The 15,696-nt window shown below is 54.8% G+C and carries 15 protein-coding genes; 8 read left to right on the plus strand and 7 right to left on the minus strand.

Going from position 1 to position 15,696, the window contains the following annotated elements; genetic code table 11:
• The first annotated feature begins 1 nt into the window (after position 1).
• The 7 genes from mrdB (at position 2) to lipA (ending at position 7,112) form a co-directional block, all read left to right on the plus strand.
• Positions 2-1,114: a peptidoglycan glycosyltransferase MrdB gene (gene mrdB, locus AC4OVS_RS16145; protein ID WP_022647428.1), complete on the plus strand. Its 1,113-nt coding sequence runs from the start codon at positions 2-4 to the stop codon at positions 1,112-1,114.
• A 16-nt stretch (positions 1,115-1,130) separates the two neighbouring features.
• On the plus strand, positions 1,131-2,237 hold the full coding sequence (gene rlpA, locus AC4OVS_RS16150) for an endolytic peptidoglycan transglycosylase RlpA (protein WP_038415682.1): 1,107 nt from the start codon (positions 1,131-1,133) through the stop codon (positions 2,235-2,237).
• A 139-nt stretch (positions 2,238-2,376) separates the two neighbouring features.
• Positions 2,377-3,588, plus strand: coding sequence for a D-alanyl-D-alanine carboxypeptidase DacA (dacA, locus tag AC4OVS_RS16155; RefSeq protein ID WP_003858714.1), 1,212 nt, complete (start codon positions 2,377-2,379; stop codon positions 3,586-3,588).
• 107 nt (positions 3,589-3,695) lie between these two features.
• On the plus strand, positions 3,696-3,959 hold the full coding sequence (gene ybeD, locus AC4OVS_RS16160) for a DUF493 family protein YbeD (RefSeq protein WP_003858718.1): 264 nt from the start codon (positions 3,696-3,698) through the stop codon (positions 3,957-3,959).
• A 94-nt stretch (positions 3,960-4,053) separates the two neighbouring features.
• The gene (lipB, locus tag AC4OVS_RS16165) at positions 4,054-4,695 is read left to right on the plus strand and encodes a lipoyl(octanoyl) transferase LipB (protein ID WP_023299587.1); all 642 of its coding nucleotides are present in this window, start codon (positions 4,054-4,056) and stop codon (positions 4,693-4,695) included.
• A 291-nt stretch (positions 4,696-4,986) separates the two neighbouring features.
• On the plus strand, positions 4,987-5,940 hold the full coding sequence (locus tag AC4OVS_RS16170) for a YbeF family transcriptional regulator (RefSeq protein ID WP_022647425.1): 954 nt from the start codon (positions 4,987-4,989) through the stop codon (positions 5,938-5,940).
• A 206-nt stretch (positions 5,941-6,146) separates the two neighbouring features.
• On the plus strand, positions 6,147-7,112 hold the full coding sequence (gene lipA, locus AC4OVS_RS16175; RefSeq protein WP_006809637.1) for a lipoyl synthase: 966 nt from the start codon (positions 6,147-6,149) through the stop codon (positions 7,110-7,112).
• An 80-nt stretch (positions 7,113-7,192) separates the two neighbouring features.
• Here the strand turns inward: lipA and tatE are convergent, their stop codons facing one another.
• The gene (gene tatE, locus AC4OVS_RS16180; RefSeq protein ID WP_022647424.1) at positions 7,193-7,396 is read right to left on the minus strand and encodes a twin-arginine translocase subunit TatE; all 204 of its coding nucleotides are present in this window, start codon (positions 7,394-7,396) and stop codon (positions 7,193-7,195) included.
• A 128-nt stretch (positions 7,397-7,524) separates the two neighbouring features.
• Positions 7,525-8,313, minus strand: coding sequence for a deaminated glutathione amidase (locus AC4OVS_RS16185; protein ID WP_022647423.1), 789 nt, complete (start codon positions 8,311-8,313; stop codon positions 7,525-7,527).
• A gap of 67 nt (positions 8,314-8,380) precedes the next feature.
• Here AC4OVS_RS16185 and crcB point away from each other — a divergent pair, with 67 nt between their 5' ends.
• A complete protein-coding gene (gene crcB / locus AC4OVS_RS16190; protein ID WP_017382474.1) occupies positions 8,381-8,764 on the plus strand; it encodes a fluoride efflux transporter CrcB in 384 nt (127 codons plus the stop codon).
• 219 nt (positions 8,765-8,983) lie between these two features.
• Here the strand turns inward: crcB and cspE are convergent, their stop codons facing one another.
• From cspE to AC4OVS_RS16215, 5 genes are all read right to left on the minus strand, one after another.
• Positions 8,984-9,193, minus strand: a complete 210-nt coding sequence (gene cspE / locus AC4OVS_RS16195) for a transcription antiterminator/RNA stability regulator CspE (protein ID WP_002439184.1) — start codon at positions 9,191-9,193, stop codon at positions 8,984-8,986.
• A gap of 190 nt (positions 9,194-9,383) precedes the next feature.
• Positions 9,384-9,959, minus strand: a complete 576-nt coding sequence (gene pagP / locus AC4OVS_RS16200; protein ID WP_032621658.1) for a lipid IV(A) palmitoyltransferase PagP — start codon at positions 9,957-9,959, stop codon at positions 9,384-9,386.
• A 161-nt stretch (positions 9,960-10,120) separates the two neighbouring features.
• Positions 10,121-13,237, minus strand: a complete 3,117-nt coding sequence (locus AC4OVS_RS16205) for an efflux RND transporter permease subunit (protein ID WP_491922566.1) — start codon at positions 13,235-13,237, stop codon at positions 10,121-10,123.
• Positions 13,234-14,433: an efflux RND transporter periplasmic adaptor subunit gene (locus AC4OVS_RS16210; RefSeq protein ID WP_045308967.1), complete on the minus strand. Its 1,200-nt coding sequence runs from the start codon at positions 14,431-14,433 to the stop codon at positions 13,234-13,236. Before AC4OVS_RS16210 ends, AC4OVS_RS16205 begins: the two co-directional genes overlap by 4 nt.
• Complete coding sequence (locus tag AC4OVS_RS16215) at positions 14,430-15,686, minus strand: TolC family protein (protein ID WP_063201392.1); 1,257 nt, start codon at positions 15,684-15,686, stop codon at positions 14,430-14,432. Before AC4OVS_RS16215 ends, AC4OVS_RS16210 begins: the two co-directional genes overlap by 4 nt.
• Positions 15,687-15,696 lie beyond the last annotated feature (10 nt).

Here is a 15,696-nt window from a genome sequence, read left to right on the forward strand (position 1 = left end):
CATGACGGATAATCCGAATAAAAAATCGCTGTGGGACAAGATCCACATCGACCCTGCCATGCTGCTGATCCTGCTGGCTCTGCTGGTGTACAGCGCCCTCGTTATCTGGAGCGCCAGCGGCCAGGATATCGGCATGATGGAGCGTAAAGTTGGCCAGATCGCCATGGGTCTGGTCATTATGGTGGTGATGGCGCAAATACCACCGCGCGTGTATGAGGGCTGGGCGCCCTATCTCTATATTTTCTGTATCATTTTGCTGGTGGCAGTAGATGCGTTCGGTGCTATCTCGAAGGGGGCGCAACGCTGGCTGGATCTGGGGATTGTCCGCTTCCAGCCGTCAGAAATCGCCAAAATCGCCGTTCCGCTGATGGTGGCGCGCTTCATTAACCGCGACGTCTGCCCGCCGTCGTTGAAGAATACCGCCATTGCGCTGGTGCTAATTTTCCTGCCGACGCTGCTCGTGGCCGCACAGCCTGACCTCGGTACCTCGATTCTCATCGCCCTCTCCGGCCTGTTCGTCCTGTTCCTGTCCGGCCTGAGCTGGCGTCTGATCGGCATCGCGGTGGTCCTGCTGGCTGCCTTCATTCCTATTCTCTGGTTCTTCCTGATGCATGATTACCAGCGCCAGCGCGTGATGATGCTGCTCGATCCCGAGACCGATCCGCTGGGCGCAGGCTATCATATTATTCAGTCGAAGATTGCGATTGGCTCCGGCGGCCTGCGCGGAAAAGGCTGGCTGCACGGGACTCAGTCGCAGCTCGAATTTTTACCGGAACGCCACACCGACTTTATCTTTGCCGTTCTGGCTGAGGAGTTAGGGCTGGTTGGCATCCTGGTTCTGCTTGCACTCTACGTGCTGTTGATCATGCGTGGGCTCTACATTGCCGCACGCGCGCAGACCACCTTTGGCCGGGTTATGGCGGGTGGATTAATGTTGATTTTGTTCGTTTATGTCTTCGTAAATATTGGTATGGTGAGTGGTATTCTGCCGGTTGTTGGCGTACCGCTGCCGCTGGTGAGTTACGGGGGCTCGGCACTGATCGTGTTGATGGCCGGGTTTGGTATCGTCATGTCGATCCATACCCACAGGAAAATGTTGTCCAAAAGCGTATAAAAATAAGGGGATCGCAATGCGTAAGCAGTGGCTGGGGATCTGCATCGCAGCAAGTTTACTTGCCGCCTGTACAAGTGATGATGGTCAGCAACAGGCAACCGTCGCGCCGCCGCAGCCTGCGGTCTGTAATGGCCCGATTGTTGAAATTAGCGGTGCCGATCCCGTTTATGAACCGCTGAACGCCAGCGTGAATCAGGATTATCAGCGCGACGGTAAAAGCTATAAAATCGTTCAGGATCCTTCCCGTTTCAGCCAGGCCGGCTTTGCTGCCATCTATGACGCTGAGCCAGGCAGCAATCTGACCGCGTCAGGTGAAACCTTCGATCCGATGCAGATCACGGCGGCACACCCGACACTGCCTATTCCAAGCTATGCGCGCATCACTAACCTGGCGAATGGCCGGATGATCGTGGTACGTATCAACGATCGTGGCCCTTACGGCAACGATCGCGTGATCTCCCTGTCACGCGCGGCAGCCGACCGTCTGAATACCTCAAATAATACAAAAGTGCGTATCGACCCGATTATCGTGGCGCAGGATGGTTCGCTGTCTGGCCCGGGCACGGCCTGTACCACGGTCGCGAAACAGACCTACGCCCTGCCCGCGCGCCCGGATCTAAGCGGTGGTATGGGGGGCGCTTCAATGCCAGCAGAGCCCGCGCAGCCGCAGGGTGAAGTGCACGCCATCAGCAACGATACGCTACAAAGTGAAGATGCGACAGGCGCCCCGGTGAAAAGCAGTGGTTTCCTTGGTGCACCCACCACGTTAGCGCCGGGCGTGATTGAATCAAATGAACCTGCCCCAGCGCCTGCGCCCGTTGTTGCTGCACCCGCTACACAACCCGCCCCGGCGACCGCACCGGCTGCTACGCAGACTGCGGCGCCTGCGACGGCGAGCGGCAGCTACGTGGTTCAGGTTGGCGCCGTCAGCGATCGGGCCCGTGCAGAGCAGTATCAGCAGCGTTTAAGCCAGCAGTTTGGCGTGCCAGGCCGCGTTGAGCAAAACGGTGCGGTATGGCGGATCCAGATGGGTCCGTTTGCCAGCAAATCGCAGGCAGCGTCCCTGCAACAGCGTTTGCAGAGCGAGGCGCAGCTCCAGTCGTTTATCGCTGTTGCGAAGTAATTAATCGGTGGTATCCGAAATGTCAGTTTGTGTAAACCACGTTAACACTCTCATGATGAAAGTCGGATGCCTGCCCGTATAGCATTTGCTATAGTAAGGCACTTTTTTTAATTCCATCACGGATGTCGTAGTTCTGACCATGAAGACCACTTTTTCTGCTCGTTTTGTGCAGCGCATGGCGCTGACCACGGCCCTTTGCGCTGCTGCGTTCTCCGCAGCTCACGCGGATGACCTGAACATCAAGACCATGATCCCTGGCGTTCCGCAGATCGACGCGGAATCCTACATCCTGATTGATTACAACTCCGGCAAAGTTCTGGCAGAACAGAACGCCGATGCCCGCCGCGACCCGGCCAGCCTGACCAAAATGATGACCAGCTATGTTATCGGCCAGGCCATGAAAGCGGGTAAATTTAAAGAAACCGATCTGGTGACTATCGGTAACGATGCGTGGGCAACCGGCAACCCGGTGTTCAAAGGTTCATCGCTGATGTTCCTGAAGCCAGGCATGCAGGTTCCGGTCTCTCAGCTTATCCGTGGCATCAACTTGCAGTCCGGTAACGACGCCTGCGTGGCAATGGCCGATTTTGCAGCGGGCAGCCAGGACGCGTTTGTGGGCCTGATGAACAGCTACGTCTCTGCGCTGGGCCTGAAAAACAGCCACTTCCAGACCGTTCACGGCCTGGACGCCGAAGGTCAGTACAGCTCCGCGCGTGACATGGCGCTGATCGGTCAGGCGCTGATCCGCGATGTGCCAAACGAGTACTCTATCTACAAAGAGAAAGAGTTCACCTTCAACGGCATTCGTCAGACCAACCGTAACGGCCTGCTGTGGGACAATAGCCTGAACGTCGACGGCATCAAAACTGGTCACACCGACAAAGCCGGCTATAACCTGGTGGCCTCCGCCACTGAAGGCCAGATGCGTCTGATCTCTGCCGTGATGGGAGGCCGCACGTTTAAAGGACGCGAAACGGAAAGTAAAAAACTGCTGACCTGGGGCTTCCGCTTCTTCGAAACCGTGAATCCGCTGAAAGCCGGTAAAGAATTTGCCTCTGAACCTGTCTGGTTTGGCGATAACGACCGTGCTTCCCTGGGTGTGGACAAAGATCTCTATCTGACGATCCCACGCGGTCGTATGAAAGATCTGAAAGCCAGCTACGTGCTGAATACCACCGAGCTGCACGCCCCGCTGCAAAAGAATCAGGTCGTGGGTACCATCAACTTCCAGCTGGATGGCAAAACCATCGATCAGCGCCCGCTGGTGGTGCTGGAGGAAATTCCTGAAGGCAATTTCTTCGGCAAAATCATTGATTACATTAAGCTGATGTTCCATCACTGGTTTGGTTAAAAATTGAACACTTGAAAGTGTGATTTTGATCCCCATATACTACGTATCAGTAAAACTCCCGCCCCGTGGCGGGAGTTATTATTTTTTATACACACGCCGGAGCTGACATGAAAACCAAACTTAACGAACTGCTTGAATTCCCTACCCCTTTTACTTACAAAGTAATGGGTCTGGCGAAACCTGAGCTGGTTGATCAGGTGGTTGAAGTGGTACAGCGCCATGCGCCGGGCGACTACTCTCCATCAGTCAAACCGAGCAGCAAAGGTAACTACCACTCGGTCTCAATCACCATCACTGCGACACACATTGAGCAGGTTGAGACGCTGTACGAAGAGCTCGGCAATATTGAAATTGTTCGTATGGTGCTGTAGTCCTTCTGCGGTTACCCGGTTTGCCGGGTAACCCACTTCCCCGCTGTGATATACTCCCCGTTACCTATTCTCCCTTGTCTTCGGAGACATCCTTTTGTACCAGGATAAAATTCTTGTCCGCCATCTTGGGCTACAGCCTTACGAGCCTGTCTCTCAGGCTATGCATGACTTTACCGACAGGCGCGATGACACCACGCCTGATGAAATCTGGCTGGTTGAACACCTGCCGGTGTTCACTCAAGGCCAGGCAGGAAAAGCCGAACATTTATTGATGACGGGCGATATCCCGGTGATCCAGAGCGATCGCGGTGGACAGGTGACCTACCACGGCCCGGGCCAGCAGGTGATGTATGTTCTGCTTAACCTGAAACGCAGAAAGCTGGGCGTGCGTGAGCTCGTGACCTTACTGGAGCAAACCGTGGTGAATACGCTGGCTGAGTACGATATTGACGCTCACCCTCGCGCCGATGCCCCGGGCGTTTATGTGGGAGAGATGAAGATCTGTTCGCTGGGGCTGCGTATCCGAAAAGGCTGCTCGTTCCACGGGCTGGCGCTGAATATCAATATGGATTTGGCCCCCTTCCAGCGCATCAACCCATGTGGGTATGCCGGTATGGAAATGACGCAAATGCGCCAGTGGGTCGATACCGCCACGCCTGACAATATCCGGCCCGTGCTTCTGAAGAACTTTTTAGCACTGCTTAACAATCCCACCTACGAATATATTGCTGCTTAACTTACCTTGGGCAGTGGCTCAGTTATTTGACCAGCCACTGCTTAATTACCGCATTTACGCTTTACAATAAACCGCATATTCTATATTTTCGAGTCGCCCATATATTAGCGTCACATATTAATTAGAACCTTAATAGAACCATCGCCGGGTTTCGTGTAACGTGCGTGACAATCACCCAACTGCTTGTTTTCGATAAATAATGGAAACTTACTAAACACTTTACGAATCTCTGCAAGCATAATAAATAAATTCAACTATCATTCATATTGTGAATGGATACGGAGTAAGAGCGTGGAGCCTACTAATTTACCAGCCAAACGCCTGAATGAAACCAGCGGCGAAGATAAGCCGCAAATTTTTCGGACTTTACGTAATATTGATCTCAATTTATTGACTATTTTTGAGGCGGTATATGTCCATAAAGGTATCGTTAATGCTGCGAAAATTCTTAATCTCACGCCCTCTGCTATTAGCCAGTCAATTCAAAAATTGCGCGCGATATTTCCCGATCCGTTATTTATTCGTAAAGGCCAGGGCGTAACCCCAACCGCGTACGCCACCCATCTGCACGAGTACATCAGCCAGGGTCTGGAATCAATACTGGGCGCGCTGGATCTCACCGGCAGTTATGATAAGCAACGAACTATCACCATAGGCACCTCTCCCTCAGTGGGCGTTCTGGTCATGCCGGCCATCTATCAGGCGGTGAAACAGCATGCGCCACAGTTGCTTATTCGCAACGTGCCCGTCACCGATCCGGAAACACAGCTGGCGCAATTCCAGACGGACCTGATCATCGACGGCAATAGCTTTACGGCCAGAGCGTTAGGGCATAACGTACTTTATACCGACACTCTGGCGCTCGTTTGTCGTCAGGCTCACCCTGCGTTGAGCGCACCTTTGACGCCAGAAAATTTGCGCCATTACGAACATGCGACATTTATGTCCGAAGGACAGGGTCAGGATCCGCTGCGACAACGTATTGACGAACTCTTCCCGGACCGTCCGATCAGCTTTAGCAGTTACAATATGTTTACCCTCGCGGCCCTGATTGGCAGCAGCGACTTGCTCTGTATCATGCCTGTGCGTCTCTTCACTTTGCTTCAAAAGTGCTGGCCACTGGAGAGCATTCCATTAAGTCAACTTACGACGGAATCTATTGAAATCTCACTGCATTACAACAAGTTAAGCCTGCGCGATCCGGTGCTGGAAAACGTCATCAATGTGATCCGCCAGACTTTTTGATCCGCCTTTCAGCGTAAGGCCCTGCCGCATGCGGGGCAAAAGGCACAAAACAACAACTATTTTACAAATTGGCGACCTGGCAGGCTGCTTTACCGCCCCTTTAAATGATATACTGCCTGTCGTTCGTTCAAAAATAGTTGATAATTACAACATTCCCTTGAATTGAAACGCTTTCCTTCGATATTCGCAACTGGAACACGCACGCTATGAGTAAACCCATTGTGATGGAACGCGGTGTTAAATACCGCGATGCCGATAAAATGGCCCTTATCCCGGTTAAAAACGTGGCTACAGAGCGCGAGGCGCTGTTAAGAAAACCGGAATGGATGAAAATTAAACTTCCGGCTGATTCTTCGCGTATTCAGGGGATCAAAGCGGCGATGCGCAAAAATGGCCTCCACTCTGTCTGTGAAGAGGCCTCCTGCCCTAACCTTGCTGAATGTTTCAATCACGGTACCGCGACGTTTATGATTCTGGGTGCCATCTGCACCCGCCGCTGTCCGTTCTGTGACGTTGCTCATGGCCGTCCTGTTGCGCCTGACGCTAACGAACCGCAAAAACTGGCGCAGACCATTGCCGATATGGCGCTGCGTTATGTTGTTATCACCTCCGTTGACCGTGACGATCTGCGCGATGGCGGTGCTCAGCATTTCGCTGACTGCATTACCGCCATCCGCGAAAAAAGCCCGAACATTAAGATTGAGACGCTGGTGCCGGACTTCCGTGGCCGTATGGACCGCGCGCTCGATATCCTGACCGCGACGCCACCAGACGTGTTCAACCACAACCTGGAGAACGTACCGCGTATCTACCGTCAGGTGCGTCCAGGTGCAGATTACAACTGGTCGCTGAAGCTGCTGGAGCGCTTTAAAGAAGCCCATCCGCATATTCCTACCAAGTCTGGCCTGATGGTGGGACTGGGTGAAACCAACGCTGAGATCATTGAAGTGATGCGCGATCTGCGCCGCCACGGCGTCACCATGCTGACGCTGGGCCAGTACCTACAGCCAAGCCGTCACCACCTGCCTGTACAGCGTTACGTGAGTCCGGATGAGTTCGATGAAATGAAAGCCGAAGCGATGGCGATGGGCTTTACCCACGCTGCGTGCGGTCCGTTTGTTCGCTCCTCTTATCACGCCGATATGCAGGCGAAGGGCGAAGAAGTGAAATAAAGCTGTAAAACTTATTTACAGTAAAACAAAAAACCGGCCTCGTGAGCCGGTTTTTTTATGCAAGCCTTGCAGCATTGCCATTACTCTTTGTGTGAAAGCTTCTGTGCTGCGATGTCATCTTCGGCACTTTTCTTCGCTGCCGCGTCGTCATCGTTCATTGCTTTCTTAAAGCCTTTAATGGCAGCACCCAGGTCTCCACCCAGCGTGCGTAACTTCTTGGTACCGAACAGCAGGACGACCAGTGCGGCAACCACCAGCAGTTTGGTAATACTAATCTCACCCATAAATACCTTCTTTACATGAAACAGGCTGCATTCAGCGCCAAAGAAACCTGAACGTATTAACGGTCATCAGGCGCGCGCACACAATAGCAATCTGTAACAAGGTGAATCAAGCATTGTTGAAAAAAACATCATATTAATTGCGGTGGCGCAAACCTGCGGTTGCGCAGAACAGGTAATTGCTGACGCGCAAGCGTTATTCGTGCTGACGTTATCTCCGTCAGCAGTAAAGCAGGCGCTTCCGCCGCCGCGGCTACGGTCACTCCCAGCGGATCGACAACCCTGCTCTGTCCAATATTTTTATTGCCACATTCACCCGCAGCCACTACATAGCAGGTGGTGTCCAGCGCGCGTGCGGCCAGTAGCGTTACCCAGTGATGCTCCTTAAGCGGTCCTCTGACCCACGCGGCGGGCAGAACCAGCACCTCGGCCCCCTGTAGTGCCAGGTTCAGCGCCAGCTCCGGAAAACGGATATCGTAGCAGGTCATCAGGCCAACCTTAAAACCCTCCACCTCAATCAGCGGCGGAATTACACTCCCCGGATCGACCAGTCGCGACTCCTGGACGCTGAACGCATCATACAGATGAAGTTTGGCGTAGCTTGCGACAATAGCGCCTTCACGTATCGCCACCAGCGTGTTCACCGCCCGCCCCGGCGTGGAGGGAACATGGATAGTCAAAATGGTGGTGAGCGCGTTACCGACGCTTTCGGCCAGCAGTCGTTTCAGAAACGCCCCTTCCAGCATTTGCGCAGACTTTACCGACAGGTCCGGATCGCCATCATCGCGCGCCAGTAACGCTTCAGGAAGCACCAGCAGCGCCGCCCCTTTTTGCTTCGCCTGGTTCATCAGGGAGATGCACTTGTCCGCGTTTTCATTCCAGTCCGGCGTCACCGCAAACTGCCCTACTGCAACATACATAATTGTCTCCCGGTTAAAAACAGCGTTACACTCGACGCACTTACACAGCAAATAGCAGGTATTGACAGTGTTACAACTACTTATAGCCGTTTTTATTGGTGGGGGCACGGGTAGCGTTGCGCGCTGGCTCTTAAGCATGCGGTTTAACCCGCTGCATCAGGCCATTCCGATGGGGACACTGGCGGCAAACCTGATCGGGGCATTTATTATCGGGATGGGGCTGGCGTGGTTTAATCGCATGACCAACATCGACCCTATGTGGAAGGTACTGATTACGACCGGTTTCTGCGGCGGTTTAACGACGTTTTCTACCTTCTCTGCGGAGGTGGTGTTTCTGTTTCAGGAAGGCCGGATGGGCTGGGCGCTGACGAACATTGCTGTTAACATGCTTGGCTCGTTTGCGATGACTGCGATCGCATTCTGGTTATTTTCCTCCGCCAGCGGACATTAAGCGCGACAACCTTAATGTTGGCTTAATTTTTGTCTGTCATTCTTGGCTCAATATTGAACGAGGGTGATAGCATGAGAGAGAATCTGTCAGGCGTGGGTATGGTATTGCTAAGCGTCGCGATCGTCGCCAGCTTTCTGAAGATCTATCTTTTTGGTTGATTCATAACGAAAAAAACCCGCTCATTGAGCGGGTTTTGAAATTCTTGCTGACGCGTCTGAATTACAGAGCGATTACGTTAGCAGCAGAAGGGCCTTTGGCACCGTTAGTGATTTCGAACTCTACGCGCTGACCTTCAGCCAGAGTTTTGAAACCATTAGACTGGATTGCAGAGAAGTGTACGAACACGTCTTTGCTGCCATCTTCAGGAGTAATGAAACCGAATCCTTTGGACTCATTAAACCACTTAACGTTACCTTTAATCTTAGACATCAAAATTACCTTTACATTAAAAAACGACACAAATGCTGTGTCGGGTATCAGTACAACAATTGTGAGGCGTTTTGTCCAGCGGATCTTTGATAAAAAGTGACAAAAGTCGCGTTAATTTTCGCTGTCCGATTTTTATCCTTTACATTTCAATGCCTGTGCGTTTTTTGGCCGATTTACCAGACAAATTCAGTTAAAACTGAAACCGCATCCAGGCAAAGTAAACGTTACCGTTGTTATACGTACCCGGTATGTAGGTCATCTGAAACGTTGCCGGACCATAGCCGATGGAGGCAAGCGGCAACAGTACCGGAACAGGAATGTATTTCCAGTTATCACGCGCTGTGAACCCTGCCGTATAGCCCAGCCCCAGACGGAAGTTGTCGTCTGATAACGGACGCCAGGTTTTTTCCCAGCCGTAGCCACCAATAGGCTCCCATTTATTGTAGGAGTCCTTAAACGCCATCAGGTACAGGCCATGCCAGTTACCTTTTTCATCCCAGCGAGACTGACCAAAACCAGCCCCCCACGGACGCTCGTTATAACGGTCTGTTTTTTCTTTATCGTAGGCAAAACGTGCATGCCACGTAATGGCCGGAATATAGAGATCGTAATGTTCAGGTTCGTTCCATGTTTGCGCAACGTTATCCGTGAAGGTGGTGAACCAGCTTTTATCCGCTGTATTGCTCTGTGCATTAACAGCAGACGCAAATGATAACTGCGCAATAATAAACAATAAAATCAGGGGGAATTTAATTCGTACAATCACAATGCCATTACCATATTTAGTATTCGGTGCAGACCTTAGCACAGAATACTTGAATGAACGCTTAACAGCATGGGTGTTATTCCTAATTACCATCCCGTTCCTGAGAATAGTCTGAGGATACATAAACTGCATGCCTGAATAAGCACATGCAGTTGACATTTTTAACGTTGATGTAACAATTTGTAGAGTGCGGGAATAACTAACATCGACAATAACGGTGCAGTAACCATGCCACCAATCATCGGTGCAGCAATACGTTGCATCACCTCCGAGCCACTCCCATTGCCCCACATGATGGGCAGCAGGCCCGCCATAATCGTGGCGACCGTCATCACCTTCGGACGCACGCGCAGCACGGCACCTTCGTGGATCGCCCGCAATAGCACCGTATTTCCCCCTTCTGGCTCAAGCCTGTGATATTTATCAAGCGCATGATTCAAATATAGAACCATAATTACGCCGAATTCTGCTGCCACCCCGGAAAGGGCGATAAAGCCAACGGCCCCCGCCACAGACAAATTATATTCAAGCAGCCATAATAACCACACCCCACCAATAAGCGCGAAAGGCAATGTCCCCATTATTATCAGGACATTTGATATCCGCCTGAAGGTTAACCATAAAAGGATGAATATAATCATCAGCGTGACAGGTAAGACTATTTTAAGCGTCGCGGTCGCCCGTTCCAGATATTCAAACTGCCCGGACCAGGAGAGAGATACGCCCTGCGGCAATACCACCTTCTCCTCCACCCGTTTTTGCATTTCATCTACGGCGGACTTCAGATCGCGCCCGCGTAAGTCCACGTAGATCCAGCTGGAAAGGCGCGCGTTTTCACTTTTTAGCATCGGTGGGCCTTCCGTCACGACGATATCGGCCAGTTCCCCCAGCGCCACCTGGCTACCGCTGGCGGTTACTACCGGCAACACCCGCAACGTGTCGACGTTATCACGCAAATCGCGGGGATAACGCAGGTTGATGGGGTACCGCTCGCGTCCCTGGATCACCTCACCAATGTTATCGCCCCCGACCAGCGTGGAGACCAGGCTTTGCAGTTCATCGACGGAAACGCCGTAGCGCGCGGCTTTTTGCCGGTCGATACGAATATCCACGTAGCGCCCGCCCTCCAGTCGCTCCGCCAGCGCCGAGGAGACGCCAGGAACGTCCTTCACCACCTGCTCAATCTGCCGGGCCACGCGCTCAATGTCGGCAATATTATTGCCGTTCACCTTAATGCCGACCGGGCTTTTGATCCCGGTTGCCAGCATGTCCAGACGGTTACGGACAGGGGGCACCCACACATTGGCAATGCCCGGCAGCGACACGGTTTTATCGAGCTCCTCCACCAGCTTTTGCGGCGTCATTCCAGGCCGCCACTGCTCGCGGGGCTTAAAGTGGATAGTTGTTTCCAGCATGGTTAATGGCGCGGGATCGGTTGCCGACTCCGCCCGACCAGCTTTGCCAAACACGCTCGCCACCTCCGGTACGCTTTTGATCAAGCGGTCCGTCTGCTGAAGCAGCCGCGATGCCTCGCGAGCAGAGATCCCCGGCAGCGTGGAGGGCATATAGAGTAAATCCCCTTCATCCAGCGGCGGCATAAACTCACTGCCCAGGCGGCTCAGCGGCCAGAGCGTGGCGATCAGCAGCAGACATGCCAGTGCCAGCGTCGTTTTCGGGAAGGTCAGTACCTTATCAAGCAGCGGCTCATACAGGCGGATCAGGAAGCGGTTTATCGGGTTTGCCTTCTCATCCGGGATTTTCCCGCGAATAAAGAAGCCCATTAGCACCGGCACCAGAGTGATCCCAAGCCCGGCGGCCACGGCCATCGACCAGGTTTTGGTGAACGCCAGCGGCGAGAACATTCGCCCCTCCTGCGCTTCCAGCGAAAATACCGGTATAAATGACAGCGTGATGATTAACAGGCTGCAAAACAGCGCCGGTCCCACTTCAACCGCCGCCTTTTCCGCCAGACGCCAGTACTCTCCCGACGCAGGCTCCTTGCCCGGATTATCATGCCGCCACTGCTCCAGCACCTTGTGCATGTTTTCAATCATGACAATTGCCGCATCCACCATCGCTCCGATGGCAATGGCGATCCCGCCGAGCGACATCATATTCGCGTTAATGCCCTGATAGTGCATCACCACAAAAGCCCCGAGGATCCCCAGCGGCAGAGAAACCATCGCCACCAGCGCGGAACGCAGGTGGAACAGGAACAGCGCGCACACCAGTACCACCACGGCAAACTCTTCGAGCAGCTTGTGCGTCAGCGTTTTGACCGACTCCTCAATCAGCGTGGAGCGATCGTAGACCGGAACAATCTCGACGCCCTGCGGCAGCGTTTTTTGCAGCTCGCTCAGTTTCGCTTTTACCGCGCGAAGGGTTTCCAGCGCGTTCTGCCCGTAGCGCATCACGATTACGCCGCCAGCAACCTCCCCTTCACCGTTAAGCTCCGCCACGCCCCGGCGGATCTCCGGGCCAATGCCAATGGTGGCGACATCTTTCAGCAGGACAGGTACGCCATCGCGGGTGGCGATCACCACATTGCGAAAATCCTCCAGCGAGCGCAAATAGCCCGTTGTCCGCACCATATACTCCGCTTCGCCCATCTCCAGCAGGGCGCCGCCGCTCTCTTTATTGGCGGCCTGCACCGCGCCGGATAGCTGGCTGTGGGTAATATTCAGCGCGCGCATTTTCGCCGGGTCCGCCACGATCTGATACTGACGCACCATTCCGCCAATGCTTGCCACTTCAGATACATTCGGTACCGTCTTAAGCTCGAACTTAAGCGTCCAGTCCTGAAGGGCCCGCAGATCTGCCAGGCTGTGTTTTCCACTACGGTCGATCAGCGCATATTCGTAGATCCAGCCCACGCCCGTCGCATCCGGCCCCAGCGACACCTTCACGCCCGGCGGAAACTGCGCCTGTACCTGGCTTAAATATTCCAGCACCCGGGATCGCGCCCAGTAGAGATCGGTGCCATCCTCAAACAGCACATACACATAAGCGTCACCAAACATTGAAAAACCGCGCACGGTTTTGGCGCCCGGCACAGACAACATGGAGGTTGTCAGCGGCCAGGTCACCTGATCTTCAATCACCTGCGGCGCTTTCCCGGGGTAACTCGCTTTGATAATGACCTGCACATCAGACAGATCGGGCAACGCGTCCAGCGGCGCGCGCTGCACCGCCCACCAGCCCCAGCTGGCCATCATCAGCGCGGCCAGGATCACCAGCAGGCGGTTACGCAACGAGGCGCGAATCACAGCGGCAATCATGGCGTCACCTCCGGCATCACGCTACGCAGGCTGGCTTCGGAATCAATCAGGAATTGCCCGGACGTCACCACCTTATCGCCCTCTTTGACCCCGGACAGGATCGCCGTCCAGCCCTGCGCCGTCAGGCCGGTTTTCACCGTCACAGGCTGGAAATAACCGTCCCCGGTAGCCAGCAGCAGACGCGCAGACTCTCCGCTGTTAATCACCGCTTCTTCCGGCACCGCCAGCACCGGCGGGCCTTTCAGCTCTTGCGCACGCCTGACGGAGAGGTACATGCCCGGCTTCAGCTTATGTGCGGAATTTTCCAGCACGATACGGGCTTTCAGGGTTCGCGTGGCCGCCTCCATCTGCGGCAGCAATTCGCTGACCGTGCCGTGGAACTGCTCCCCCGGCCAGCTTTCTGAGGTTGCTACCACCTTGCTGCCCACCGCCAGAGACTGCGCCTGCGTTTGCGGGTAGTCGACCACCAGCCAGACCGGATCGAGGCTGGCGATCTCAAACAGCGGCGCCGTTGCGGTGATTTGCGCCCCTTCCCGCACGTCCAGCTTCACCACATAGCCCGCCCGGTCGGTGCGCAGAATGAGCGTGGTCTGCGGCTTACCGCTACGCTCCAGCAAACGAATGACCTCTTCTGGCATAAACTGCAACGCCAGCCGCTCGCGTGCGGCGCGGGTCAATGCGGCATCGCCAAGCTGACGAACCGCGAGATACTCCTGCTGGGCGGCGGTCCACTGCGGGATCCACAGTTGCGCCAGCGCCTCTCCGGCTTTTACCTGCTGCTGCGGCGCATTAACAAACAATTTTGACACCACGCCATTGGCCGGGGCTGACAACACCGAGACGTTACGTTCATCCGTTGCAACCGTGGCAAAGGCCGAGAACGGCGAAACCAGCTGGCGCATCTCAACGTTGGCGGTTTTCATCCCCAGGTTTTGCTGCTGTTGAGTGCTGATGGCCACGCCTGACGCCGCCTGCGCTTCATCGGCGTAGCGTGGGACCAGATCCATATCCATAAAGGGGGATTTACCCGGCTTATCGAAGCGCTGACCGGGCACCATGGGGTCGTACCAGTAAAGCACCTTGCGTTCTGAGGGTTGTGAAGCCGCATCCGGCTGATGCGTCTGCTTCTGTCCGACAAAATAGCCGCCAACGGCAGCTATCGCGATGGCAATCGCCATTAACGTTGTTTTTTTCATTGCGCCAGCTCCTGCGGGATCAGCCAGTTCACGGCAGCCCAGGTTCGCGCCATTTCGCGCTCCGCCTGGTTCACCGCCAGTTCCGTATCCAGTACGCCACGACGCGCCTCCAGCAGGGCCGGAAGCGCCGACTGTCCAGAACGATATTGCGCCGTCAGCACCGCCAGCCGTTGTCGCTGCAACGGTAGTACCTCGTCCCGCTGACGCTGCCACACCGTTTGCGCAGCCTGATACTGCGCCACCAGCGTTTGCACCTGGGCAATGTGTTCGCGTTTGAGCAGCGTCAGTTGATCCACCGCCTGCATTGAGCGGGAAACATCGGCGGCGTAATCCTTGTCCTGACGTTTTGACTGGAACAAAGGCAGATCCACGCTGAACATCACGCCAGCCATATCGTCATAGCCTTCGGCGCGGTGGGCGTAATAGACCTCCACATCCACATCGGGTAGCGCTGCCACGGCAGATTGCGCTGAACGCGCTTTCGCGGTCTCTGCTTCACGTCGCGCGGCCTCCACTTCCGGGTGTCTGGCAATCCCCTCCTGCAACGTTTTTTCATCGGCAGGAAGGCGCTGATAGCGCGGCAGCGGACCGCGAACCGCCGTAATAGCGTGCCCTGTTAGCTCCAGCAGACGGCTTTGCGCCAGCTGCACATCCCGCTGCGCCAGCGTCTCTTTGTCGCGCATGGCGCTGAGGATCATTTGCAGGGCCAGTACGCTGTCCGGCGTTGCGCCTCCCGCCCCGACGCTCGCCTTCTGCACGCCCCGCTGGCGTTCCGTTTCACGGACCAGCGTTCTGGCCGTTTTCAGCGCCTGCTGTGCCAGCGCCAGATCCAGCCAGGCCTGGGCGGTATCACGCTGAAGCGCGGCACGTACGGCCTCGGATTTTGCCAGCACGCTTCGCGCCTGCGCCTGAAAAGTCTGTGCTTTACGTTCCCGTTTCTCTGAGCTGACGTAGCTTTGCATGATGCCAACCTTCTGCATGGTCATCCCTTCGCGCGTAAGCCGCCGATCGTTGCTGCCCTGTACCGGCACGTTTTCAATACCGAATTTCAGTTTTGGATCAGGTAATTGCGTGGCGGAATCCGCCATCGCATCCAGCGCCTGCGCTTCGTTACGGCTGGCGGAGAGTTCTGCCGAGTAGCGCTGGGCTTCGGTCAGGGTGTGTTCGAGCGTCCACGGCTCCGCCTGCGCGGCGGAGGTTAACAGGCCGAACAACACCCCACCGAGCCACAGGCTCAGTGAGTGTTGTTTCATGGTGACCTCG

The organism is Enterobacter sp. 4974935 (genome assembly GCF_058661735.1).